Below are 25,831 nucleotides of genomic sequence, written 5' to 3' on the forward strand. Positions count from 1 at the left end.
TGTCATCCTATGTTTGCTTATAGGAAAAAGTTAAGTGTTTAGAGTAAATTTAAAGTAGAAGAAAAAGGGTAAAGAGAAAGATCACGAGTTGTCATTGGCTGTAGGAAGCCGTTCGAAATGCAGATCACTTTACCCCTTTGCTTACAAGCTTGAACAGTTCATTAGGCCACAAGAGCCTGTATGTAGGATTGATAAGCAGTAAAGCAGGTTCTTCTACAGTATTTATCTCAAAACAAAGTTATGGAAACTCATGCAAATTACATTGGTGTAGACATTTCAAAAGCGTCCTTTGACGTATCAGCCGGCCGACGCCATTATCAGTTCAGCAACGAAACTACAGGCTTCGACGGCTTCTTAAAGCTATTGGATACAGATAGCCATATCGTGATGGAAGCATCCGGCCCATATTATTTAAGGCTTGCTTGCTTCCTGCATACGAAGGGCATTAAGGTAAGTGTGGTAAATCCTTTGGTGATTCGCCGCTACAGCCAAATGCGTATGTCCCGGGCTAAAACAGATAAGAAAGACGCACTCCTGATCGCAGAGTATGGTGCCATGGCTAAGCCGGAGCAATGGGCCCCACCACAGCAGCATGTGGTAGAATTACAGCAAACAGAAGCCATTTTATCAGGATTGAGCAAGCAGCATACTGTGTTAAGCAACCAGCTTGAAAGCTTTACAGCTACAGGAATGATGCAAAAAGCACTGAGGCAGACGATACAAAAAGAGCTATGCCACCTTAAACAACTTATATCACGGCTTTCAGCTAACATGGAAAAGATCGTTCTTGAACATTATGGGCAAATGCTATCAGGACTGAAAAGCATACCTGGCATTGGCAAAAAAACAGCGATAATGCTCATCCTGGTAAGCGGTGGTTTCGAGCGTTTCGGCGATTGCAGTAAATTAAGCTCTTACATTGGGACATGCCCGCGCCTGTTCGAATCGGGCAGCAGTGTAAAAGGCAGGCCAAGAATATGTAAAATGGGCATGTCTGCGATCAGGGCCTCATTGTATGTATGCTCATGGAGCGCAAAACGCTGCAATAAAGCCTGCCGGGAGCTTTATGAACGCTTGCTGGCAAAAGGAAAAGCCAAAAAAGTTGCTTTGATCGCAGTCGTAAATAAGTTGCTAAAGCAAGCTTTTGCAATAGCTAAAACTAACTCAACATATCAGGAAAATTATTCAAATATTATTTGCTTTTAAACACAGTTCATTTCGACGAACAGCGGGCGAGGGCGGTGCGGGGCGTGAGGAGAAATCTTATGCGATATGCAAAGCCATTATGCAAATCCGCATTACAAATCGTTCATGCATTTCGTCGAAGATTTCTCACCCGCTCCCGTTCATTCCCTCCGCTTGAGGGATTCGAAATGACATCGTTTTTTTACTTCTTCAAAAATCCCTTTAAAGCCTCCTGTGTAAACTCCGACAGCACCAATTCACCACTAATCGCGGCACGCTCCAACAGCAATTCATCCCAATCCTCTGTGCCTTCCCAAAGTATTTGTTTCAGCCCGGTTAAGGCGTCGGGGTGGTAGGCGCAAAGCTTTTGGGTGAGTAGTAAAATAGCTTCGTCCATATTGGGGATATCGCTATAAACCTCGTTATACAAGCCTTTTTCTTTTGCCCATTGCGCGGTTTGGAAATCGGTAGCGCGGATAGTCAGCTGCGAAAAGGCCGGCAAGCCTATTTTACGCGTTACCGCCGGCGATATCACAAATGGGCCTATACCAATAGCCAGTTCGCTTAGTTTAACAAAAGCAGCTTCGGTAGCCAGGCAGTAATCGGCGGCAGCGGCAAGGCCAACCCCGCCACCTACAGTTTTGCCCTGCACACGGGCGATAATGATCTTGGGCGACTTGCGGCAGGCGTTTATCACATTAGCAAAGCCCGAAAAAAACTCTGCCCCGGCTTGTTTATCCTTTATCTGTAATAGCTCATCAAAACTGGCGCCGGCGCAAAAGGTGCGGTCGCCCTCGCTTTTCAGCAATATCACTTTGGTTTTATGGTCGATGCCGGCAAAGGTTATCATTTCGGCAAGCTCTTTTAGCAGGGCAGATGGTAGCGAATTCTGCGCGGGATGGTAAAAGCTGATGGTGGCCAGCCCGTCGTCGGCTATAGTGAGCGATACGCTGCCGTTTTGGTTGTTGCTCATAATTGGTTTTTAACAGATGCGGAGGACAATATCAGCAAATTTAAATTACCCATCAATTAAGTGCATCTCATTGAACCATGGCGCTAAAACAAACAGGCCGGCAATTTTATTATATTTAAGCGCTAAATATCTTGATGGAACATAACAGCCCCCCGCCAACCGAAAATTTATTTGAAACACTTATTATGGAGTCGCCCGGCCCGGTGGCTTTGTACGTGGGGCGCGAAATGGTGATCAAGGTTGCCAATAAGGCCGTAATTAAAGTATGGGGTAAAGGCCCTAACGTCATCGGCAAAACCTACCGCGGCCTGCTGCCCGAACTGGAGGGGCAGGGCTTTTACGAAGTGTTGGATAACGTTTATACCAGCGGTATACCCTACGAAGCTACCGACGAACGCGTTGACCTGGTGATGGATGGTGTGCTGCAAGTATTTTATTTCAATTTCACATTTAGCCCGTTAAAAGATAATGATGGCACGGTATGGGGCGTATTGAATACCGCCACCGATGTTACCGAATTGGTTACCACCCGCCAAAAACTAACTGAAAGCGAGCAGCGTACGCAGTTTGCACTACAGTCGGCCGAGTTGGGCACCTGGGACCTTGATCCTGTAAATGATGTTGTAAGATGGGATGCCCGTTGCAAAGCGCTCTATGGTTTTGCCAAAGGAGAGGAGGTGGTATCTTATCGGGAGGTTTTAAAATACATTCACCCCGGCGACCGCGAACGTATCGATAAAACGGTGCAGGATTCGCTGATACCCGAGCGGGGAGGTTTTTACGATAGTGAGTTCCGTACCATTGGTGCCGAAGATGGTATTTTGCGCTGGCTGCGCTGCAGGGGCAAAGCTTATTTTAACGAAGAGGGGCGCTGCATACGCTTTGCGGGTACCGCGCTGGATATTTCGCGTGAAGTTCAGCAACGCGAGGAGCAGCGCAGGTTAACTACTCTAATCGATAATACGTCGGACTTTATAAGCTTGAGCGATCTGAATGGCAACGTTACTTATGTAAATGCCGCCGGGCGCAAAATGATGGGGCTGGATACCCCCGAAAGTGCCCTACGCCACAATACTGATTTTATAATGCCTGAGGAGATAGAGCGGGTGAGAACGGCCATTACCCCCGATATACTAGATAGTGGCAGATGGAGTGGCAGAGTATTATACCGCCATTTTAAAACAGGAGAAGCTATACCCGTTGAAGCAACATCGATGCTGATATACGACCCTGTGACCAACGAGCCGCAGGGTAGGGCATCGATAGCGCGCGACCTTCGCCGCGAACTTGCCGACCAAAAAGCAATTACCGATAGCGAGCAATTACTGCAAAATATTACCAGCGCAGCGCCAACCGCCCTGTGGATGAGCGACGAGCAGGGCATGATAACTTATGCCAACAAAACCTGGACGGACTGGACCGGGCAAACCCACGACCAGATACTTGGCCGAGGTTGGCTACATTGCATACTGCCCGAAGACCGCCAGCGCGCAGCCGATAAATTCCTGCGCGACCTTACCGCGCAGCGCCCCTACGAGGTGAATTTCAGGATACGCAATAAGCTGGGGCAGATAAGGTGGTGTATAGCCACGGGCAACCCGCAGTACCGCAACGGCGTTTTTATAGGTTATATTGGTGCCTGTACCGATGTAACCGAGAAGACGATAGTGGATACTGAACTGCAGTTGAAAAACGCCGAACTGAACGCCCAAATAAGCCAGTTTGAATTTGTGACTGATTTTATGCCTGTGCAATTATGGACCGCCAAAACCACCGGCGAATTGGATTATGGCAACAAACGCGCTGTTGATTATTTCGGCGTGCCGATGGAAGATATTACCGGCCCTAAATGGCTGGAGATGGTACACCCCGACGACCGTGAGGCCTGCGTAAAAGCATGGGTTGCCTCATTAAAAAGCGGGCGGGTGTATCAATTCGAATTCAGGTTGCTTGGTAAGGATGGTAACTACCGCTGGCATTTGGCAAGGGCCTTACCTTTTGTGGTTGATGGCGAAATTGTGAAGTGGTTTGGTACCAATACCGATATACACGAGCAAAAAGAACTGCAACGCCAAAAAGACGATTTTTTGGGCATAGCCAGCCACGAGCTAAAAACGCCGGTTACCAGTATAAAAGCCTATGCACAGGTGCTGGGTGCTATGCTTGCTAAAGATGGCGAGGATAAAAAGGCCGGCATGGTGGCCAAAATGGATGCCCAACTAAACAGGCTCACCAACCTTATAGGCGACCTGCTCGATGTTACCAAAATAAACTCGGGTAAAATACAGTTCAACAAAACCCTGTTCAATTTTGACGATGTAGTGCGCGATAATGTGCACGATCTGCAGCACACCACCACCCGCCATACACTGGAGATGGAGTTTGGCCACGTTGGCGAAATTTTCTCAGATAAAGACCGCATAGGGCAGGTAATAACCAACCTGATCACCAATGCCATTAAATACTCACCAGATGCAGAGCGTATAATTGTCAGCACTAAAATGAAGGATGGGCAGGTATCGCTTTGCGTACAGGATTTTGGCATTGGCATACCCGATGACAAACAGGAGCGCGTGTTCGAGCAGTTTTACCGTGTTAGTGGCAGCAAACAACATACTTTCCCCGGTTTGGGGCTTGGATTGTACATTTCCTCGGAAATTATTAAGCGCGAGGGAGGTAAAATGTGGGTTAACAGCGTGGAAGGAAAAGGGTCCACTTTTTGCTTTTCATTACCAGTAGACAGTGGTGATGTAATCGAAAAGAAATAACTGTATTAAAATTAACCCAAAAGATAATTTAACCGAACGCTTTATACCAAGATGAAACCGAAGAAGATAATGATAGCAGATGACGACCCGGGGATAGTGGATGCTGTAGAGATGCTGCTTGAATTTGAAGGCTACCAGGTCACCAGCACCTACAACGGTGCCGAGGTGCTAAACCTTAAAGGCGACCTGCCCGATTTGCTGCTGTTGGATATATGGATGAGCGGCGAAGACGGCCGCGATATTTGCCGGCAGCTAAAAAGCCTGAATGATACTCGAAATATCCCGATCATCATGATATCCGCCAGCCGCGATATACAAGCTTCTGCCTTCGAAGCCGGTGCCGATGATTTCCTGGCCAAGCCATTCGAAATGGATGAGCTGATCAGGAAGATAGAGAAGCTAACAAATTGAAGTTAAATGTTGAATAATGAATATCGAACGCCGAATAATGAAGTAAAAGCCTTCGTTATTCGGCGTTCAGTATTGGGTGTTCGATATTGATCCTATTCGCCTTTCAAAAGCTTCCCCTTCAGGGGGCTGGGGGGGGCTTACGCCTCCGGCTCCCTTGTCAGCCCCTTATTCCTGTCCTCACTTCTCCATGCCTCGTAATGAAGCCCCGGTGTTAACCAGTACAATAATACCACCCTCGAGTACCTGTAATTAAAAGGCGACATCAGGAATATCACAGCCATCAATACACCCACATACAACCACGGCGAACTGGATTGGGTGAGCACGTGAATTGCTACCGCAAAGGTTACCATCTCTGCTACGTTGAATGCGTAGCTTACAAACATGGCTACGTACCAGTATCCGGGTTCGCGTTCATAGTGCAGTCCGCAGTGCGAGCAAATTTCGTGCATTTTTTGACCGAACAGTTGGTAAGTGCTGGTAGAGAATATATCGCCGCGGCGGCAACGGGGGCATTTGGCTTTTACGCAGCCCTCCAGGGCCGAAATAGGTTTTGCAGGTTGCAGGTTGTTAGTGCTTGTCATGGTGGGTCAGATTTTGTTTACGAAACTCTTCGGGTGTTTGCCCGGTATATTTTTTGAAAAATTTGCTGAAGTAAGAGTTGTCCTCAAAGTTGAGCTGCGAGGCAATTTCGTTAATGTTTAGCCCCAGGTTTACCAGCAGGCGTTTGGCTTCCAGTATTACCCGGTTACGTATCACTTCGCCTGCAGAAATGCCGAGTATATTATTACACAGCGCATTTAAGTGGTTCGGCGTAATGTAAAGCATCGCTGCATAATCTTTGGGCAGGCGTAGTGCAGCAAAGTTTTTATCAACCAGTTTGCGGAAGCTTTGTAGTAGCGTGTAGTTGTAGTTGAGTGCATTTGCAGCTACATCGTGCTCGGTATGCCTTGCTACTATAACGAATAGTTGCAGCATCAGTGCACGTACCATATCGGCGCTCATGCGATTGTGCTGCCCGTCTTCCTGCACCAATTGCTCAAATAGTGCGGTAATGGCTTGCCCGGTTTCGGCAGGCAGGTTTATTACCTCGTCATCAATATTCCCGCTAAAAAAGGGGAGGCTATCCAGGTAATCGGAGCGAAGCAAAAACGATTGAAAAAAAGCTGCTGAAAAGTTGATGATGAAGCCATCTACGGGGCCTTCAAAACTCCAGCTGTGCACTTGGCCGGGCACCATAAAGTAAATTTGGTAGGGCTTTACATCAAAACTTTTAAAATCGATAGCATGGGTTCCGCCGCCTTCGGTAAAAAATACCAGGTGGTAAAAGCTGTGCTTATGAGCCATGCTAAGGTTTTGATGCTTTTGCAGGTAAGGCGCAAACCTGCTAATGAGCAGATCGTTGTGCTGATGCTCGTGCAGGGTGCAAATATCATAAACCGGGAACGCCTTTTTCATACCACAAAGATACAGGGCTGTCGGTGGTACAAAAGGTGATTTCTGTCACTTTTGTGGTATTTTTTACTGATAAGTAAATTTTACAATAGCGTTAATGTCGATTTTACCGCAAAGGGCGCAAAGTTTTCGCAAAGAAGCGCAAAGCTTGTGTTGGTATCAAAAATGCTTACTTAATAGCCGTTATATAAGCCTTTGTGTCCTTTGCGCTCACCACCATGCTAATTCTCAGTGTTCTTTGCGGTAAAATAACCACAAAGCATTCGTGAAATTCGAATCAACTAGCAGAATTAGTGTTTATTAAAAATCGTGGTACAAATTCCTAAACGATGTTCTCACCCCGAAGGTTAGTACCATATTACGCTTATCGGCAATGGTGTTTTTCTCTACACGGTATAAGCCGCCCAATTCGAAACGGAGGTTGTATTTGGGGTTCATCAGGAACGATACAGTACCCTCGGCGTAGTACAAATCGGTTTTAATGCCTTGTGCAATTTTTGATGTTGGCGTGGTTACCTCGTAGGGGGCGTTAATGTTTTTGCCATTGTTTTCGCCGGTGGCATCTAAACCGTATTTGGCGTAATTCAGTTGCCCCTGCAAATCGAAACGGCCTATCGAATAATTCAGCAAACCAACAAACTCTTTAAAGTTGGCACCCAGCGGGTGTGCAAGCGGGTCGCCATAGAAAGTGTAGCTGGCCAGCATGTTGGCATCCGAGTAGGTGTATGGCTTCACGGTATTAAACTCGAACAGGTAGCTCAGGTTTTTTGCTCCTGCCAAATCGCCGCCGCGAACGCCAACTTGGTAGCCATTGCTGCTTTTGCTTGGTCCGCCTGCGGCCTTTTGGTTATCCAGTATCACTTGTGCATACAGGGCATTCTTGTTGAATATTTTGTACTTTCCCGTAAAGCCGAACAATACATTGTTGGGCGTAACCTTATTGTTGCCGCTGGTGAAGAATAAGGGGTTGATGTAATTAATATCAAACCCGTGGCGGTTGTCAACATCGTCGGCTTCGGGCGTTACCACTGCGTTGAAGAAGCCTAATGAAAGGCTCTTGGTAGCATTCCAGTCAAAGTAATGGTAAATGGCGTACTTGCGGCGATTGCTGCCAAAATCGTCAAACTTTGGTGCTTTTATATCCTGCAGGTAGGTCCACATCATCATGTACTGCACGGGGCCAATATTGGCAGTAGCGCGCAGGAAAGGATAATTGGCCGCAAAATCCGATAGGAGCAGCGAGCGGTAGCCATCGCCTATAAAGGTTTTATCCTGGCCTAAGGTTACATTAAGGTATTTATTTGGCGTGTATGATAGCAGGGCCGTTACGTACGACCAATCCTTCTGTGGTTTACCAAAACTGCGGTCGTAAGCCAGGCCCGGCACAAATTCTGTAGTATTTACATAGTCATTGTAATAAGAAGGGAATATGGCCTGATTTTCGAAAGCGCTGGTGTAGAATGAGAACTTACTGCCAATGGTACCACCTACCTGGAAACCGCGCGTGTTAATACCAAGCGGAGTTTTTAAGATATACCCGAAAGGCTTAAAGTTGCTCGGCATATCTTTACCATCTTTAAAATCTTTCCCAAAGGTGTTATCAATCAATATATCTGCATAAAAAGTATACTCCTTATCGTCTACCTGCAGCAAATGCTCGTTGAATAGCTTTCGTTCTACCCAGTTGCGGTCTTTTTTTACCCCCAGGTTCATCAACTCGGTGTAACGGTTGGTGAGCGAGCTGTCTACCAAAAACGGCCTCAGCGATGTATGCATACCATTAGTGGTAGAATAAACCTCTGCGTTAAATTTTTGGTAAAATTGATAAGATTGCGGTAGGTAAACCGATTGAGCCTTAGTTACTCCGGTAAAAAACAGCAGCCCGGCAATTAGCAGTGTAAATTTGCGCGGCAACAGGGGTTTATGTTTTTGCATCGCAACAAAATAAGTATTATTTATTGTAACATTAAAATGCAAGGGGCAATTAAATATTAATACTTAGGCACAGGCGTTAATTTGTGTTAAATTTGTTAACAGAAGCCCCATAACAACCAAATAATTTATAAAATTACTGATATTTGCCCGCGCTTTATCAGCACCTTACAGTACATGCAATACAACAAAATTAACAACCTTTTAGGCTGGCTTTGCTTCGTTATAGCCTCTGCAACTTACATTTTAACTTTAGAGCCATCGGTAAGCTTTTGGGATTGCGGCGAGTTTATCTCCTGCGCCTACCGCCTGCAGGTATCGCACCAGCCGGGCTACCCTATGTTTGCCATGTTGGGCAAAGTAATGTCGTTGCTATCGTTTGGCGATAATACCAAGGTGCCCTTCTATACTAACATGGGTTCGGCATTGGCAAGTGGTGCTACGGTAATGTTCCTGTTTTGGAGCATTACGGCTATGGCCAAAAAACTGGTTGCCGGCCGCGAGAAAGATTTTGGCGATTCGGCCACCATGCTCATCATGGCCTCGGGCCTGGTAGGGGCATTGGCTTTTACTTATACCGATACTTTTTGGTTTTCGGCCGTGGAGACCATCGTTTTCGCGCTATCGTCACTTTGTATTGCTGTAATCTTCTGGGGTATTCTGAAATGGGAGGCCCATGCCGATGAGCCGGGTGCCGACCGCTGGATAGTTTTCATAGCCTATGTAATGGGCCTCTCGATAGGTATACACCTGCTTAACTTGCTTACCATACCTGCCATTGGGCTGGTGTACTACTTCCGCAGGTATAAAAATGTTACTACCAAAAGCGCTTTTATGGCCTTTTTGGTAAGTGTGGTTATCTTGGGCGTGGTACAATACGGTATACGCGGTTACACGGTAAAATTTGCTGCCTATTTCGATCTGTTTTTCGTGAACAATCTGGGCCTGGGCTTCGGTACCGGTGCGTTGTTCTTTTTATTGCTGTTGATAGGTGCTATTGTTTTCGGTATTGTGTACAGCATCCGCAACAAAAAGCCTGTGCTTAATTTGGCTATGCTTTGCGTGGCGGTTATATACTTTGGCTACGGCTCGTTCGCTTATATTCCTATCCGTGCAACTGCTAATCCGGATCTGAATAACTCGCACCCTGATAACGCCTTTACCATGTACGGTTACCTTAACCGTATACAGTATGGCGAAAACCCGCTGCTGTTTGGGCAATATTACGATGCCCAGGTTACCGACCAAACCGAAGGCAATATTATTTACCGCAAAGGCGAAAAGAAATACGAAGTTGCCGGCAAACGCCCTAATTACGTTTACGACCATACCACTTTGTTCCCCCGTATGTACAGCAGCGATGGCAACGACGTGAACTTTTACAAACAGTGGCTCAATATCCCCGAAGGGCAAAAACCAAACTTCGGTACCAACCTTAGCTGGCTGGCCAGCTGGCAGATATACCAAATGTATGTGCGCTACTTTATGTGGAACTTTGTTGGCCGCTATAACGACCAGGATGGCCAAACCAGCACCGAAGGTATTGACGGTAACTGGACCAGCGGTTGGTTGGATGGTGGCAAGCATCTGCCGCAGTCGTTACTGAAGGACCCTACGTATACCCCGCTTTACGCTTTGCCGCTGATAGTAGGCTTGTCAGGTATGCTCTATCACTTCAACCGTAACCAGCGCGATGCACTCATTATAGCCTTACTGTGGTTCTTTACCGGTATTGCGGTAGTGCTTTACGTTAACCAGGCGTCTACGCAGCCGCGCGAGCGCGATTACTCGTACGTTGGCTCGTTTTATGCTTTTGCTATATGGATAGGGCTGGCTGTAATAGCCATTGCCGATACCTTGCGGAAGAAATTGAATATAAAGATAGCCACCGGTATAGCCTTTGTGTTTTGTATTTTGGTTTGCCCTGTATTAATGGCAAAGCAGGAATGGCGCGCTCACGACCGCTCTACTAAAATGACACCGCACGATATGGCTTATAATTACCTTATTTCGTGCCCGCCAAACGCCATTTTATTTACCTATGGCGATAACGATACTTACAGCCTTTGGTACGACCAGGAAGTGGAAGGCATACGCCCCGATGTACGCATTGTAAACCTGAGCCTGTTCACCGGAGATTGGTACATCCGCCAGATGCAACGCCCCATGAACCAGAGTGCGCCACTACCTATTACCATGCCTTACGATAAGTATAAAGAGGGCGTGCGCGATATCATATATTACAATGACAGTAAAATTGCAGGTTACTCGCCTATAAAAGATGTGTTCGAGTTTATCACCTCAGACGACCATAACCTGCAGGGGCAAAACCAGGCCGGCGAGTACATGAACTACCTGCCTACTAAAAGCTTTAAAATAGATATTAACCCTAAGGATGTGTTAGATAACCACGTAATTACCACCGACCAGGCAGGCCGCCTGGATAGCGCAATGCGATGGAAATACACCTCTAACTACGTTACTAAAGAGAACCTGGCCATTTTTGATATACTGGCCCATAACAACTGGAAACGCCCTATTTGTTTCACCACCACTATTGGTAACGATAACCTGATAGGCCTGCAGCCATACTTGTATAAAGAAGGCTTCACATACCGCCTTATTCCGTTCAAGCCAGATACTGCTAACCATAACCAGTTGGGCAAAACCAATACTTTGGTGATGTATGATAACGTGATGAACAAATTCAAGTTTGGCAACTTTAAAACGGCTAAGTATCTGGATCACGAATCGGTAAATATGTTTTACCCTGTTATGATGACCACGTTTTTGGATTTGGCCACCAACCTGGAAGCAGAAGGCCATGGCGACCTTGCGCTGAAAGCCCTGCATAAATTTGATGCAGAGATGCCAAACCTATACCCATATATTGATGTAACCGGCCGCAAAATGTACATGGCCGAAATAGCCTACCGCTTAGGCGATATTACCTTAGGTAACAAGTTTACCAACGAGATAAATGCGCATTTGGTAGACCAGCTTGATTTTAACTACTACAACCTGCAGCACAACCAGCAATACCTTAACCAGCGCGATGTACAGATAAGCATGCAGGTGTTAAGCAACCTTGCCGATTACCTGCAGCAGCACCACCAGGATGCACTATACAAAAAGCTGGATGCTGAGTTTAAAGGCTACGCAACCAAGTTTGCGCCAATAATGCAGATGGGGGAGTAAGGCTTTCTGATAATAAAAAAACGCCATCCTTATAGGGGTGGCGTTTTTTGTTGAAAAGATATTTTTAAAAACCTCTGCGGCCGGTTATCGGTTTTCTAAATTCGTAACATTAAAAAAACATCTACCGCCATGCCCGAACTACCCGATCTTCAAGCCTTCGCCCGCAACCTCGATAAAAAATTAGCCGGTAAAACGCTGAAACATATTGTTGTACACAACGCCAAAAAGCTAAACGTAACTAAAGAAGAATTAAGTGCTAAACTGGAGAAGCAAACACTGAAGCAAATTTACCGCGATGGCAAAGAGCTTTACATCAAATTCAGCGAGGGCGATATTTTAGCCCTACACCTGATGCTGCATGGTAAGCTGTTTTTGTTTGAAGGGAAAAACGAGAACAAATACAGCATCATCGAACTGCTTTTTACTGATGACAGCGGTTTGGTGCTTACCGATTTCCAGGGAATTGCTACGCCTACTTTAAACCCGGGTGAGAAAGAAGCGCCCGATGCTGTGGACGAAAATGCCGGTTTCGACTACCTGAAAGCGAAGCTGGGTAAAACCAAAACCAATGTAAAAACGGTGTTACTCGATCAAAAGATCATTCGTGGTATTGGTAACGCTTACGCCGACGAAATTTTGTGGGATGCCGGTATTTCGCCCTTTTCGGCAAGCAATAAACTACCCGAAGAGAAGATAAAGGACCTGGTGAAATCCATTCATTTAGTTCTAAAAGAAGCTGAAAAACAAATACTTAAATCGAATCCGGATATTATTAACGGCGAGGTGAGGGATTTTATGCTCATCCATAATTCCAAAAAGAAGGAAAGCCCCAATGGTGCACCTATTTTGATAAAAGAGGCCGGGCGTAAAACCTATTATACCGAGGAGCAAACGCTTTATAGCTAATAGGTGTAAGCTTTGTGTTAGTTGGTGCACTAATCGGCACGCTGCTTGCGTTTTAACTGGCAGATAAATTAATTAACACAAAATATGGCACACATCCTTACATTCGCCCTCCACTTGTTTGTTGTTGCTATGATAGCTGCATTTATTGTTGGCTCGGTAACCGCCCTTTCCGGTACTTACGACCACTGGGGCAACCGATATGTTTTAAAAGCACGCCGAAGCCGTTTAATCCGCGAACGAGCCCGTGCCGCCCGCCGCGACGGTGTATATAAAAATGTAACGCCTTTTAAGGCCAAAAAAATAAATAAACGTTCGGAGTTTTATTTGGTACGCCAGGCAGCTTAGAAAGCGCCCGCTACGAGAGTTTATAGAGGAGCCCCTGGCATTGCCATGGGCTTTTGTTTGTGTTGTAATTTATTTATTTACAGTTATTTATAAACGAAAATACCACAAACATTAACCCGCATGTTATGTTATTTAACTAAAATAATAACACAACAATGGGAACATTACAGCATATCCAGCACCAGATATCAGCGCTTAACGACCTGATAAAGATCAATAACGACCGCATTACCGGTTATCAAAAAGCGATAGAAGGCACTACCGATGCCAGCCTGAAGGCTGTATTTACCGGCTACACCGACCAAAGCCGCGGCTACGTAAACGAACTTAACGAGTATGTGCATGTGCTGGGCGGCTCGCCGGCCGATGGTACTACGCTATCGGGCAAGTTTTACCACACCTGGATGGATGTTAAATCTGCATTCAGCAAAAAGGACGACCATTCGGTACTATCTGATTGCGAATACGGCGAAGATATAGCCAAAACGGCCTACCGCAAAGCTTTAGATGATAAGGAGTTGATATGGGAAGACGGTAAGGTAGTAAACCTGCTCACCAATCATCTGAATGGTTTAAAAATGGCACACGATGCTATTAAGGCCCTGCGCGATTCGGTAAAAGAAAAACAGGAGGCATAATTATGGATAGCCCCGATCAGGATTTTTTGAAAGAATACAAACCGCTGCATGTACCGCACCGGTTTGATGCAGAAGCGTCGCTGCAGGATAACGTAGTATACGCCCTTGCCCAATTAGAGCATGCTACCGCCGGCGAAGTAGCCAAAATGCTTGATGAATTTGAGCCCGAAACAGACATTGCCACCCATCAAATGCACGCCGAAGAAGTGCTTGGCCATTTATTTGATAAAGGCCTGATAAAAGGCGATGATAGTGCTGACAGGGTATACAATCTCAGCAAAATACTCACCCAAAACTCGGGCAAGGCGGATGCCTTGTTTTGATAACAGCATTTTCATTCTAATCATCTCTACAACCCGCAATCCGCGGGTGTCGACTTTCTCTGCTTTACAAAGAGGGTGCAGAAATTCGAAATAGTGCAGCTTACCCTCTTTCCGCTTGCGGAGAGAGGGTCGCCCAGCGATAGCGTAGGCGGGGTGAATAAAATCGCGAGCTTTTAATCGACGAATGATCAAGGCGCCGTAGGCGCAACCGGCGTTACCGACATTACGCTATCTACAACAAAAACACTTACGCCGCGCCATGGTAGGGTGTGCAGGTATTCTTTATAGTGCAGGTCCATCATGGCACCGGCGCTATGGTTAAGTTTGTCGGCAACTTTTTCATCGGTTACCGAAAACATAAATTCGTTTGATGTGATACCACCGTTTTGCGATTGCGAGCGTATGCCCGATTGGATGAGGCGGCCCTCATAGGTTTTAAACATATAACCCTTTTTTACAAAGTAGTTCAGAGTTCCGGCTTTAGTACCTTCGCCAAAAACAAAGTAATAACGGTAGTATATTACGCCCGTTAAAACCACTAAAAGTACAAGGATAACTATCGTAAAAATGCGGCCTTTCATATCAATGGGTTTTGTTACGTAAAGCTAACGCAAATGCAGGTTATAAGTTTAAAAAATAATCAGTCAGCGATTTAAAATCGTCAAACTTCTCGTCATAGTCGTTAGTTTGGCCAAAACCATAGCTCACAAATACAAAGGGGATACCCGCTAAGCGGCTTTGGTGCCCGTCGCCTTCGGTATCGCCTACGTAAACAGGTGCTTTCAAATCGTACTTATCGGCCAGTAGTTTGATGTTATGCTGCTTGGGCATAAAGTTTATGCCGTAAGCAATTTCGTCGGTAATGTGCGCGTCTATGCCAGCCCAATCTATAAACTGGCGGATAACGCCGGCGGCACAATTGCTCAGTATAAATAGCTGGTATTTTTCGGCAAGTTGCGCCAACCCCTCCTTTACGCCATCGTAAAGTATGCCGCCCATTTGGGGGATAAGCACTTTGCGTTTCTCATTCACCTGGCCATATATTTCCCAGCGTTTTTCGGGCTCAAAATCGGGCATCATTACTTCAACCACTTTTTTGCCTTCCCAACCCACCATGCCCGAAAGCTGTTGGCGGCTTACTTTTTTATCGATGCCCAGTTCTTCGAACATTACGTTCCACGAGTGTGCGTAAGTGTCAACAGCATCCCAAAGGGTGCCATCCATATCAAAAATGAGGCTGTCGGGTTTTGTAAGCATGTGTTTGTTTATTTAATCGCAAAGATATTTGAGTGAACACGAATTTCACTAACGGAATCAAATTATCACAAATCACGAGCAAAATATGCCACCTTATAATTTATTCACTATAAGTAGCATTCAATAGCCCTGCGCCACAGGTAATAGCCAACGCTGTTAAAGTGTATACCATCAATGGTTGCAGCTCTATCGAGTTCGCCATTTTTAGCAAGGGCACTGTATAGATCAATGTAGATAACGTTTTTATCCTTTGCGAGGGTCTCTATCCTTCCGTTTAAAGGCAGTATCTGCTTGTTTAAGTAGCTCGAATCGGTAGGCATTATCGATTGCATGTAGATAGTGGTTTTGGGAGATTCGGCCTTAACCATATCCAGCATTTTAGCAATGTTGTTGTAAGCTACCTCGCTGCCCAGGTTTTTACGGAGGTCGTTTATGCCGCCTTCCAAAAATATTTTATTGGGGTGCCTTTTTACTATTTGCTGCAAATGTGTAATAAGGCCTGAGGTGGTTATGCCGGCTTGCCCGCAATTTTTGATATGAGGGTTGTTAAAAGCCTCTTGCAACGGGAAACCATAAGTAAGGCTTGTGCCTAAAAATATCACGTCGGCGGTGTCGGGTTTCTCGCTAAGTAGTCTTGTTAGGTTATTTACCGGCGGGTGAAAAAAGTCGTGGTTGCTGTAGTAAATCCGCTTGCCTACAAAAAACATCACGAAGGCAACGTTCAGTAAGATCGATATGCCGAGGGCGATGTTTTTCTTTTTATTCATGTAGCAAATATATAACATTGAGCTTTCGGGGTGATTAGTTGAAGTGGTTATTTAACCACAGAGGTTCGCAGAGAGCCTTGCAAATGACCTAAAAGTTAGAAAGCGAGTTGAATTTATAGATAACGCAAGTTCTTTTACTTTGCGGCTTAGCGCTTTTGCGTGAGTAAATAACCACAATATGAGTTCTTTGTGAACCTCTGCGTAACCTCTGTGCCCCTCTGCGTTAAAAAGCGCCACACTCAAAAAACTAAAATTTTGAGCATTTTATTCACAATCTTTAGCGTAATCCGACTTAAATTATCAGATTTGTGTTATGCCTACAGAAGTAAAATGCCCCAGTTGCGGCCACGGTTTCCCTATTGAGGAGGTAATGGCCGAAGAATATAAACAGCAGTTGCGCGTGCAAATGGCGGATTTTAAGCGCCAGAAGGAAGACGAGTTTAAAAAGAAAGAAGACGAGTTTAGCCGCACCCAACGCCAGCAGCAGCAGGATTTTGAGCAACGCCTGGCCAACGAGAAAAAAGCCATGCAGCAAACGCTTGAAGAAAACCTGCGCAAAACCATAGCATCCGATTTTGAGAACCAATTGCTCATAGCCAAAAACGAGGCACAAGCCAATGCCGAAAAGCTGAAGGATGCCCGCCAAAAGGAACTGGAGTTTATGCAGCGCGAACAAAGCCTCAAGCAAAAAGAGGAAGAGATGGAGCTGGCCACCCAACGTAAATTGCAGGAGCAGCGCGCCGAATTAACCGAGCAAATACGTAAACAGGAGGTAGAAAAATATTCCATTAAAGATACCGAGCACCAACTGAAGGTGAAGGAAATGGAAAAGCAACTGGAAGACCAAAAGCGCCTGGTTGACGAGATGAAGCGCCGTGCCGAACAAGGCTCGATGCAGTTACAGGGCGAGGCGCAGGAGCTTATATTGGAAGAATTGCTGCGCCAGCATTTCCCTTTTGATGTAATAAGCGAAGTAGGCAAGGGCGTGCGCGGGGCAGATTGTGTGCAAACCGTGCGCAATCAGTTTGGGCAGGAATGCGGCAAAATTATTTACGAAAGCAAACGCACTACAGCCTTCGGTGGCGACTGGATAGATAAGCTGAAGAAAGATATGCGCGCCATGAATGTGGATGTGGCCGTAATAGTTACCCAATGCTACCCAAAGGGGATGGATTGCTTTGGCGAGCGCGACGGCGTTTGGATATGCAGTTTTGACGAGGTGCGGGCCGTAAGCTACATACTGCGCGATGGTGTGGTGAAGCTGGCTAACCTGGCAAAATCGCAGGATAACAAAGGCGATAAAATGCACCTATTGTATGATTACCTTACCAGCAGCGAATTTTCCGAACAATGGAAGGCCATTCGCGAGGGGTATATGAGTATGCGCCTATCTATACAAAAAGAACGCGATGCGATGGAGAAAATGTGGAAGGCCCGCGAAAAGCAACTGGATAAAGTATTACTGAATGCGGCTCACATCAAGGGCTCGATAGAAGGCATAGCTGGTAACGATATGATACAGCTTAGCCTTGGTGAGGACGACGATGACCCTCTACTGTTAGACTAACAATTGGTTAATCTGTTTAGGAATAATCTATTTGCCAATAAATTTCGGCTACGCATATTTGTGTAGCCGTTGCTGTTTATGGGGTTAAATAATACCAGGCAACCGCGTACAATACGGTATTGGGTTTATGTTGAATAATATAGGGGTAAACAGGGTAATTTTGTTAGGGACGCTGGGCGAAGGCATCAGTGAGTGTACCGATACGGAAGGTAACGCATTTTTATGCATCAGCCTGCATACATCCGAGCAGGTAAAAAAAGAGTCGAAACAACCCCCGCATCACGAATACCACAAGGTTAAAGTTCCGCAAAAATTGCTGGCTCAGGATGGGCTTAAGCTGCGCGCCGGGCAAACGCTGTATGTTGAAGGTAAAATACACACAACCTCTTTTGTAGATGAACAACGAGTAAGGCGTTACAACCTCGAAGTAATTGCCGGCCGTATAGAAGTAGTGGGCGCGGCAATGGCCGATATATAGGGATAAAGCACTTAGCTTAATCCACAAAAAACATTAATTTTGCATCATAACATCAACGGGGAAATACCCGCATCTATGGCAGAATTAGCAACATTGCAGCAACAGGCAGTTACACTGCTCCAGCAATTAATTTCGATACCATCTTTCAGTAAAGAGGAAGACCGCACGGCCGACCTGATAGAAACTACCCTGCAGCAACACGGCGTTACCACGCACCGTAAGCTGAACAACATTTGGGCCTGGAACAAGCATTTTGAGGCATCCAAGCCTACCATCCTGCTCAATTCGCACCACGATACCGTTAAACCTAACTCGGGCTACACCCGCGACCCTTACGACGCCAAAATAGAAGGCGATAAACTTTTTGGCTTAGGTAGTAACGATGCCGGCGGCTGCCTGGTATCGCTCATTGCGGTGTTTCTGTATTATTTTGAGCAGGAGAACCTGAAATATAACTTTTGTTTGGCCACCACCGCCGAAGAAGAAATATCCGGCGTGAACGGCTTGGAACTAATCATCCCCGACTTAGGCGAACTCAGCTTCGGCATAGTGGGCGAGCCTACGCTGATGGACCTTGCCGTTGCCGAACGCGGCCTGATGGTGTTGGATTGCACTGCCCATGGCAAAGCCGGCCACGCTGCCCGCGAAGAAGGCGAAAACGCTATTTACAAAGCACTGGCAGATATTGAGTGGTTCCGCAATTACAGGTTCCCGAAAGAGTCGGAAGTTTTCGGTCCGATAAAGATGTCGGTTACTATCATCAACGCCGGCTCGCAGCATAATGTGGTACCTGCCACCTGCACCTTTACGGTAGATGTACGCGTAACTGATGCTTACCGTAACGAGGAAGTATTGGAGATAATACGCCAACACGTAAGCTGCGATGTAAAACCACGCTCTATCAGGTTAAAACCATCATCAATAGATAAGAACCACCCTTTTGTACAGGCAGGCATAGCCCTTGGCCGCACACCATACGGCTCGCCCACTACGTCGGATCAATCGCTGCTGGATATCCAATCCATCAAAATAGGCCCCGGCGACAGCGCCCGCTCCCACATGGCCGACGAGTTTATATATGTAGACGAAATAGGGAAGGGGATAGCGCTATACATTGAGATGCTGAGTAAAATAGTTTAGGGGAGAGTATTCGTTATCCCTGGTTAGATTTGACAACTTTTTAAAAGTTGTCAAATCTGTTCCTCCCCCCCCCGATGTCATTTCGACGAACAGTGGGGTGGGAGTGCGTGGCGTGAGGAGAAATCCTGTACGATACGCTAAGCCACTATGCAAATCCCCAATGCATGAACGCTTTGCAAATCGTCTTAGCAATGTGTCGAAGATTTCTCTTCGCCCTCTGGCTCTTTTCCTGCCCGCTGCTCATCGAAATGACAACGTTTTTTGAGGCTGTTCACCAACCCATTTAATTCTATATTTGCACCATGAGTAAGTTATGGCAAAAAACAACTAACGTAAACCAATTAGTAGAAACCTTCACCGTAGGGCGCGACCGCGAGCTCGACCGGGAAATGGCGGCTTTTGATGTGCTTGGTTCGCTGGCCCACACTACCATGCTGGAAACTATTGGGCTGATGGGTGCCGATGACCTCGCCCAGGTACAAAAAGAACTAAAGGCCATTTATGCCGATATACAGGCCGGTAATTTTACCATTGAAGATGGGGTAGAGGATGTACACTCGCAGGTAGAGATGCTGCTAACTCAGCGTATTGGCGATGCCGGTAAAAAGATACATAGCGGCCGCTCGCGTAACGACCAAGTGCTGGTTGATTTAAAACTCTTCTTCCGCCATAAAATACAGGAAGTTGTTGAAGAGGTAGAAAAACTCTTCCGCCAGCTGATAAAACTAAGCGAAGAACATAAAGATGTTTTATTGCCCGGCTATACGCATTTGCAGGTGGCCATGCCGTCATCGTTCGGGCTGTGGTTTGGTGCTTATGCCGAAAGCCTTGCCGACGACCTGGAACTGGTACTTGCCGCCTGGAAGATAACCAACAAAAACCCATTGGGTTCCGCAGCGGGTTATGGCTCGTCGTTTCCGCTTAACCGTACGCTTACTACGCAGCTGCTGGGGTTTGAGAGCCTTAACCATAACGTGGTTTACGCCCAAATGGGCCGCGGTAAAACCGAGCGCATTATTGCGCAGGCACTATCATCGGTAGCGGCAACCCTTGCCAAAATGGCTATGGACCAATGCCTGTACCTGAGCCAGAATTTTGCCTTTGTAAGTTACCCCGAAAGCCTCACTACAGGCAGCAGTATTATGCCGCATAAAAAGAACCCCGATGTGTGGGAAATTATGCGCGGCAAATGTAACCGCCTGCAAGCCCTGCCAAACGATGTGGCCATGATGACCACCAACCTGCCATCGGGCTACCACCGCGAATTGCAATTGCTGAAAGAACTGCTGTTCCCGGCTTTTGCCGACCTGCTGGACTGTCTGCACATGGCAACCTTTATGCTCCAGAATATCAGCGTAAACAAAAATATATTAAACGACCCTAAGTACGCCTACCTCTTCAGCGTAGAGGAAGTAAACAAGGCCGTACTAAACGGTACGCCTTTCCGCGATGCCTACAAACAAATTGGCCTCGATATAGAACAAGATAACTTCAACCCCGAAAAAACCGTGAACCACACCCACGAAGGCAGCATAGGCAACCTGCAAAACCAGCAGATAACTGAAGGGCTGGAAAAAGTGTTAGGCAGCTTTGGGTTTACGAAAGTGGAAGAAGCGATAACTAATTTATTAAAATAAGTTTGTATGCAAAAAGGTGTGCGAGTTATATTAAAGACGTTTTTAGGAGAAACAACCGCGCCGGAAAGTACAGAACCCTGGAATGACTATTGGAAATTGCTTGGCGAAGAAGGCGAGGTGATAGGCGACGAAATTTACAACCAGCGCGTTTTAGTTTTGTTCCATACAGATTTAAATATCTTTAAACTCGCTAATCATAACCCGGTACCGAACTCGTTGTGGATTTTGCCATCGGACCTTGAAACAATTAATACAAAATAGAATCGGTGAAATCATACAAATCGGTGCAATCGGTGAAAATAAAATGAACGGACAAAACAGAGCAGACATATACCCGGGACTTGAAGTAGATATCATCCTGAAAAAAGACCAGCGCAGCGGCAAGCTAACGCGCGGCATAGTAAAAGATTTGCTTACCAGCGCCTCGTTCCACTCGCGCGGCATAAAAGTACGTCTGGAGGACGGGCAAGTGGGCCGCGTAGCGGAAATAATAGAGGACGATTTTTAACCATTCACCACTCTCTAATTACTACTCACCAACATGCAACCCGTAAAAGAACCTCAAAAATACTTCCTGCTACGGTTGGATGCGCATTACCGCTTGTATATAGCTTTACTGGTTGGCCTGATGGCTTTCTTTTTGTCGAGAGGGATGCAGTCGGTACCTGAAATTACACTCATCGTTTGGATAGCGGTGGCGCTGACCATTATCATACTAAACTGGGTGATCATTTTGTGGGCGCATCCGCGCGAGATACGCAAGATAGCCAGCCTGGAAGATAGCAGCCGGTATTTGGTTTTCCTTTTTGTGATGACGGCCTCGCTGGTGAGTTTGGTGGCCATGTACCTACTACTCAAATCAACAAAGGGGCAGTCTGACGAAACCATTAGCGGCTACATTATTTTAGCCATGAGCGCGGTGGTAGTTTCGTGGTGGCTGGTGCATACCGTTTATACCATGCGTTATGCCCATTTGTATTACGATACTTCTACAGCTAAAGACAGTACCAAAGGCGGCTTAGAGTTCCCCAAAGATATCACCGATCCGGACTATATGGATTTTGTGTACTTCTCCTTCGTCATCGGCATGACGTTCCAGGTATCCGACGTGCAAATAACGTCCCGCCACCTTCGCCGCATAGCCTGGGCACACGGGCTTATCGCTTTTGCATTTAACACCGCCATTGTGGCGCTGAGTATAAATGTGATATCTGGATTGGTGTCTAAGTAGGGGAGAGTCCGAAAGACCGCAAGTCGGCAAGTCCAAAAGACGGAGGTTGCGTACTCACAGGCACCTTTCTTTTCTCGTTATTGCTTTTCTTCTTTCGGACTTCCGGACATCGGACTTTCCGACTTAAACCTCCTCCTCTATCTTCGAGTGCTTCTGCGTATCTACCATAGTTGCATATATCAGCAACGATATCAAAATACAAACCGTTACGTACCAGTAAAACCATTCCTGGTGGCCGGCTTGCTTAAAGCTGAGCGCAATGTACTCTGCCGAGCCGCCAAAGATAGATACGGCAATAGCATAAGGGAAACCTACACCAAGGGCGCGTATATGTGCGGGGAAAAGTTCGGCTTTAACTACAGCGTTGATGGAGGTGTAGTTGCTTACTACCAGCAAAGCCGCCATAATAAGCGCAAAGGCTACCCACTCACTTTTGGTATGGCTTAGCGCCATCAGGATGGGTACGGTAGTTAAGGTACCCAATATGCCAAAGGTTTTCAGCATGGGCTTGCGGCCTATACGGTCGGATATATAGCCATATAAAGGCTGCGCCAGCATAAAAATAAATAGCGTAAAGGTTGATACCAGCGTAGCTGTGCTTTTGCTGAAACCGCTGGTATTCACCAAAAACTTCTGCATATAGGTAGTGAAAGTATAGAAAGCAACGGTGCCGCCCAGCGTAAGCCCGATAACCGTAAGCACGGCTTTGGGGTGTTGCAATAAGGCGCGGATAGTACCCCGGCTATCTTTATGTACCTTATTTTCTTTACCGGCAAAAGCGGCAGGCTCTTTAAGGCTGCGGCGCAGGTACATGGTAATAACGGCCAGTATAGCGCCAATAACGAACGGTATGCGCCAGCCCCAGGCATGCAATTGCTCTTCGGTAAGGAACACGCGTTGTAGCAGCACCAACACACCCAATGCCGTTAACTGCCCCATAATAAGCGTAACGTATTGAAAGCTGGAATAAAAACCACGGTGCTTTTTGGCCGCCATTTCGCTGAGATAGGTGGCGCTGGTACCATATTCGCCGCCTACGCTAAGCCCCTGTATAATGCGGGCGAAAAGTAGCAATATGGGGGCAGCAATGCCAATGGTATTATAGTCGGGCGTAATGGCAATAATAAGTGAGCCGGCGCTCATCAGCAAAACTGACCAGGTAAGCGCCGCTTTGCGCCCGTGTTTATCCGCAAAAGTCCCCATTAGCCAGCCACCCACCGGGCGCATTAAAAAGCCAATAGCAAACAATCCGGCACTGTTTAAAAGCTTAACAGTTTCATCTGTCCCCGGGAAAAAGGCATCCGAGAAGTAAAGTGAAAAGGCTGTGTAAACATACCAATCGTACCATTCTACCAAATTTCCCAGTGAGCCGCCAACTATTGATTTAATGCGGCCGGCGGTAGTTAAAGGTGTGTTGGTAGTAGTGGTATGCATGGGGCGGTTGTTTGGTTGAGGCAAGATAGGAATTATAAATTGGTTTGGGAGGGGGAGCTAAATTCCCTCCTTGGGGAGGGGCGGGTGGGGCGTGCGCGCAAATGCAGGGAGGGGTTAGCCAGTAAATCCAACTCGCACAATCCACGAAACCCCTCCCTGCACCCTCCCAAGGGAGGGAATCGCGCAATGCCCTCGCTCGTTAGAATGAGATTCCCCCTTCGCAACATTAATGTTATAGTACCAATATCTTAACTTGTAATATATATTTTTGAGCCCACGTTATTACCAAATGATGAAGAAGTACGCCCTTTTTGCTTCGTTTATGCTGTTTTGTGTAAGCAGTTTTGCGCAAAACACGCCTCCGCCACCCGATACTACACAACAGATAATTGCAGGCCGCAAAAACAGCCCCGCGCAGCAGCAAAAACCTTATGTGATATTAATCTCTGCCGATGGCTTCCGCTGGGATTATGCCGATAAGCACAACGCAGTTAACCTGAAAAAACTTCGTGCCAAAGGCGTGGCTGCCGAATCGATGGTGCCATCTTTCCCGTCGGTTACTTTCCCTAACCACTATGCCTTGGTGAGCGGCTTATACCCATCGCACTCGGGCCTGGTGAATAACAGCTTTTACGACCCTGCCCGTAACGATAGTTACAACATGAGCAACAAACCAAAGGTAGCCGACGGCAGCTGGTACGGCGGTACGCCGCTGTGGGTATTGGCCGAGCAGCAGAAGATGCTTGCCGCAAGCTTTTACTGGGTAGCATCCGAGGCGGCTATTAAAGATACCCGCCCAACTTACTATTACATCTATAACGAAAAAATAGAGATCAACAACCGCATAAAAGCGGTGGTCAATTGGCTGAAACTACCACCGGCAGAGCGCCCGCATTTAATTACTTTCTACTTCCCGCAGGTAGACCATGCCGGCCACACCTACGGCCCCGATGCACCCGAAACAGAGCATGAGGTACACTTTGTAGATTCGGCAGTGAATGCGCTGCAAAAGGCTGTTAAAAAGACGGGTTTGGATGTGAACTTCATCTTCGTTGCCGACCACGGTATGACCAAGATCGATAACCAGAACCCTATTGGCATACCCGCAGCTATTGATACCGCAAAGTTCAGGGTAACGGGAGATGGTACGTTAGTAGAGCTTTACGCCAAAGATAGAAGCGCCATACAAAGCACCTTCGACGAGCTAACCAGGGAAGCAAAGGATTACAAGGTATACCTAAAAACCGCCATGCCCGAAAAATTCCACTACGGCGCAAGCGACGATTGGCATGGGCGCATTGGCGATATCCTGCTTATACCCGAGTGGCCAAGGGTTTTCAACCTCATGAACCGTAAAAACCTGCACCCCGGCTGGCATGGCTTCGACCCATCGGTAGTAAAAGATATGCACGCCACTTTTTATGCCTGGGGGCCGGCCTTTAAAAGGCACCTCAAGATAGAATCGTTCCCCAATGTTGATGTTTATAACCTTGTAGCGCGTATATTAGGGCTCAACATTACCGAAAAGGTAGACGGTACCCCCGCGCTGGCCAATAAAGTATTGATGAAAAAGGTTGTCAGGCGTAAAAGAAGGAATGAGATCACTTATTAAAAAACTGTGGAAAGGGCAGTAATTTGTTTAGCGATTTGAGGAAGCTTTTTCCATTATTTATTTTAATTCTTTTACCCTTTTTTCTAAAAGCTCAGGATACCACCGTTGTAAAACGCCAGGCAGGGTTATTTGCTCATGCCACATTTCAGGGCGATGTAGAGCACATTATTGCCGGCACTTATCCCGCGCTTATCGAGCTATCGGGCGGTAAAGCACAGTTAGCGCAACTCATAACCGAACGCATGGATGCCCTCAAAAAGCAGGGTATCACCAGCTTTGAAGGAACCGTTGGTAAGCCCGGTAAAATTTATAAAAATGCAGGGCAATGGTATTGCCTGCTTCCCGAAGAAATTATATTGCGCACATCGATAGGGCGCTACCGCAGCAAATCGTATTTGTTAGGCGTAAGCGAAACCAAAGGCGAGAGCTGGACCTTTTTAGATGTAGGTAATATGCCGCGCGATGTGCTGCATCGGCTGGTACCCAACCTCAACCCCGAATTGGTGATACCGCCGCCTGTAAGAACCGAGTTTTTACCGGACTAACATGGGTGGCTAATTTAACCACAGAGTTC

Annotated in this window: 25 protein-coding genes; 17 read left to right on the plus strand and 8 right to left on the minus strand. The window is 46.6% G+C overall.

Annotated elements, in window-relative coordinates; all coding sequences use genetic code 11:
- Nucleotides 1-240 precede the first annotated feature (240 nt).
- Entirely contained in the window at nt 241-1,206 is a 966-nt protein-coding gene (locus BC343_RS15100) for an IS110 family RNA-guided transposase (protein WP_078347262.1), read from the plus strand.
- 181 nt (nt 1,207-1,387) lie between these two features.
- Here BC343_RS15100 and BC343_RS15105 read toward each other — a convergent pair whose 3' ends face one another.
- Nucleotides 1,388-2,158, minus strand: a complete 771-nt coding sequence (locus tag BC343_RS15105; protein ID WP_078348647.1) for an enoyl-CoA hydratase/isomerase family protein — start codon at nt 2,156-2,158, stop codon at nt 1,388-1,390.
- A 134-nt stretch (nt 2,159-2,292) separates the two neighbouring features.
- Between BC343_RS15105 and BC343_RS15110 the strand changes: the two genes are divergently transcribed.
- Together BC343_RS15110 and BC343_RS15115 are read left to right on the plus strand one after the other, a co-directional pair.
- Nucleotides 2,293-4,926 (plus strand): PAS domain-containing protein, encoded by a 2,634-nt coding sequence (locus BC343_RS15110; RefSeq protein ID WP_078348648.1) that lies wholly within the window; start codon nt 2,293-2,295, stop codon nt 4,924-4,926.
- A gap of 51 nt (nt 4,927-4,977) precedes the next feature.
- Nucleotides 4,978-5,337, plus strand: a complete 360-nt coding sequence (locus BC343_RS15115) for a response regulator (RefSeq protein WP_078348649.1) — start codon at nt 4,978-4,980, stop codon at nt 5,335-5,337.
- A 137-nt stretch (nt 5,338-5,474) separates the two neighbouring features.
- Here BC343_RS15115 and BC343_RS15120 read toward each other — a convergent pair whose 3' ends face one another.
- From BC343_RS15120 to BC343_RS15130, 3 genes are all read right to left on the minus strand, one after another.
- A complete protein-coding gene (locus BC343_RS15120) occupies nt 5,475-5,921 on the minus strand; it encodes a DUF983 domain-containing protein (protein WP_078348650.1) in 447 nt (148 codons plus the stop codon).
- Entirely contained in the window at nt 5,908-6,795 is an 888-nt protein-coding gene (locus BC343_RS15125) for a helix-turn-helix domain-containing protein (RefSeq protein ID WP_078348651.1), read from the minus strand. The genes BC343_RS15120 and BC343_RS15125 overlap by 14 nt, the downstream gene beginning before the upstream one ends.
- 297 nt (nt 6,796-7,092) lie before the next feature.
- Entirely contained in the window at nt 7,093-8,727 is a 1,635-nt protein-coding gene (locus tag BC343_RS15130) for a gliding motility protein RemB (protein WP_238381787.1), read from the minus strand.
- Nucleotides 8,728-8,901: 174 nt separating this feature from the next.
- Between BC343_RS15130 and BC343_RS15135 the strand changes: the two genes are divergently transcribed.
- From BC343_RS15135 to BC343_RS15155, 5 genes are all read left to right on the plus strand, one after another.
- Nucleotides 8,902-11,922, plus strand: a complete 3,021-nt coding sequence (locus tag BC343_RS15135; RefSeq protein ID WP_078348652.1) for a glycosyltransferase family 117 protein — start codon at nt 8,902-8,904, stop codon at nt 11,920-11,922.
- A gap of 129 nt (nt 11,923-12,051) precedes the next feature.
- On the plus strand, nt 12,052-12,828 hold the full coding sequence (locus BC343_RS15140) for a DNA-formamidopyrimidine glycosylase family protein (protein ID WP_078348653.1): 777 nt from the start codon (nt 12,052-12,054) through the stop codon (nt 12,826-12,828).
- Between the two features lie 84 nt (nt 12,829-12,912).
- Nucleotides 12,913-13,173, plus strand: coding sequence for a hypothetical protein (locus tag BC343_RS15145; protein ID WP_078348654.1), 261 nt, complete (start codon nt 12,913-12,915; stop codon nt 13,171-13,173).
- A gap of 155 nt (nt 13,174-13,328) precedes the next feature.
- A complete protein-coding gene (locus BC343_RS15150; RefSeq protein ID WP_078348655.1) occupies nt 13,329-13,811 on the plus strand; it encodes a ferritin-like domain-containing protein in 483 nt (160 codons plus the stop codon).
- Nucleotides 13,812-13,813: 2 nt separating this feature from the next.
- Nucleotides 13,814-14,134, plus strand: a complete 321-nt coding sequence (locus BC343_RS15155; RefSeq protein ID WP_078348656.1) for a hypothetical protein — start codon at nt 13,814-13,816, stop codon at nt 14,132-14,134.
- Between the two features lie 188 nt (nt 14,135-14,322).
- On the opposite strand, the gene BC343_RS15160 is transcribed toward BC343_RS15155, so the two are convergent.
- The 3 genes from BC343_RS15160 to BC343_RS15170 all read right to left on the minus strand — a co-directional run bounded on the left by BC343_RS15160 (nt 14,323) and on the right by BC343_RS15170 (nt 16,158).
- On the minus strand, nt 14,323-14,715 hold the full coding sequence (locus BC343_RS15160; protein WP_078348657.1) for a hypothetical protein: 393 nt from the start codon (nt 14,713-14,715) through the stop codon (nt 14,323-14,325).
- Between the two features lie 40 nt (nt 14,716-14,755).
- Nucleotides 14,756-15,391, minus strand: a complete 636-nt coding sequence (locus tag BC343_RS15165; protein ID WP_078348658.1) for an HAD family hydrolase — start codon at nt 15,389-15,391, stop codon at nt 14,756-14,758.
- A 107-nt stretch (nt 15,392-15,498) separates the two neighbouring features.
- Nucleotides 15,499-16,158 carry a GDSL-type esterase/lipase family protein gene (locus tag BC343_RS15170; protein ID WP_162276878.1) on the minus strand — a complete coding sequence of 220 codons (660 nt, stop codon included), beginning with the start codon at nt 16,156-16,158 and terminating at the stop codon, nt 15,499-15,501.
- Between the two features lie 313 nt (nt 16,159-16,471).
- Between BC343_RS15170 and BC343_RS15175 the strand changes: the two genes are divergently transcribed.
- From BC343_RS15175 to BC343_RS15205, 7 genes are all read left to right on the plus strand, one after another.
- On the plus strand, nt 16,472-17,725 hold the full coding sequence (locus BC343_RS15175) for a DUF2130 domain-containing protein (RefSeq protein ID WP_078348660.1): 1,254 nt from the start codon (nt 16,472-16,474) through the stop codon (nt 17,723-17,725).
- A gap of 127 nt (nt 17,726-17,852) precedes the next feature.
- Entirely contained in the window at nt 17,853-18,203 is a 351-nt protein-coding gene (locus BC343_RS15180; protein WP_078348661.1) for a single-stranded DNA-binding protein, read from the plus strand.
- 75 nt (nt 18,204-18,278) lie between these two features.
- Nucleotides 18,279-19,343: a M20 family metallo-hydrolase gene (locus BC343_RS15185; RefSeq protein ID WP_078348662.1), complete on the plus strand. Its 1,065-nt coding sequence runs from the start codon at nt 18,279-18,281 to the stop codon at nt 19,341-19,343.
- A gap of 302 nt (nt 19,344-19,645) precedes the next feature.
- Nucleotides 19,646-20,980 (plus strand): argininosuccinate lyase, encoded by a 1,335-nt coding sequence (argH, locus tag BC343_RS15190; RefSeq protein ID WP_078348663.1) that lies wholly within the window; start codon nt 19,646-19,648, stop codon nt 20,978-20,980.
- Nucleotides 20,981-20,986: 6 nt separating this feature from the next.
- Nucleotides 20,987-21,241: a hypothetical protein gene (locus BC343_RS15195; protein WP_078348664.1), complete on the plus strand. Its 255-nt coding sequence runs from the start codon at nt 20,987-20,989 to the stop codon at nt 21,239-21,241.
- A gap of 43 nt (nt 21,242-21,284) precedes the next feature.
- On the plus strand, nt 21,285-21,488 hold the full coding sequence (locus tag BC343_RS15200) for a YwbE family protein (RefSeq protein WP_078348719.1): 204 nt from the start codon (nt 21,285-21,287) through the stop codon (nt 21,486-21,488).
- Between the two features lie 33 nt (nt 21,489-21,521).
- Nucleotides 21,522-22,211, plus strand: a complete 690-nt coding sequence (locus BC343_RS15205; RefSeq protein ID WP_078348665.1) for a DUF1345 domain-containing protein — start codon at nt 21,522-21,524, stop codon at nt 22,209-22,211.
- Nucleotides 22,212-22,334: 123 nt separating this feature from the next.
- Here BC343_RS15205 and BC343_RS15210 read toward each other — a convergent pair whose 3' ends face one another.
- Nucleotides 22,335-23,645, minus strand: coding sequence for an MFS transporter (locus BC343_RS15210; RefSeq protein WP_078348666.1), 1,311 nt, complete (start codon nt 23,643-23,645; stop codon nt 22,335-22,337).
- 268 nt (nt 23,646-23,913) lie between these two features.
- On the opposite strand from BC343_RS15210, the gene BC343_RS15215 reads away from it, so the two are divergent.
- Nucleotides 23,914-25,257: an alkaline phosphatase family protein gene (locus tag BC343_RS15215; RefSeq protein WP_202909802.1), complete on the plus strand. Its 1,344-nt coding sequence runs from the start codon at nt 23,914-23,916 to the stop codon at nt 25,255-25,257.
- 35 nt (nt 25,258-25,292) lie between these two features.
- Nucleotides 25,293-25,802, plus strand: coding sequence for a hypothetical protein (locus BC343_RS15220; protein WP_078348668.1), 510 nt, complete (start codon nt 25,293-25,295; stop codon nt 25,800-25,802).
- Nucleotides 25,803-25,831 lie beyond the last annotated feature (29 nt).

Source organism: Mucilaginibacter pedocola (genome assembly GCF_002013915.1).
In the GTDB taxonomy this organism is placed as follows: domain Bacteria; phylum Bacteroidota; class Bacteroidia; order Sphingobacteriales; family Sphingobacteriaceae; genus Mucilaginibacter; species Mucilaginibacter pedocola.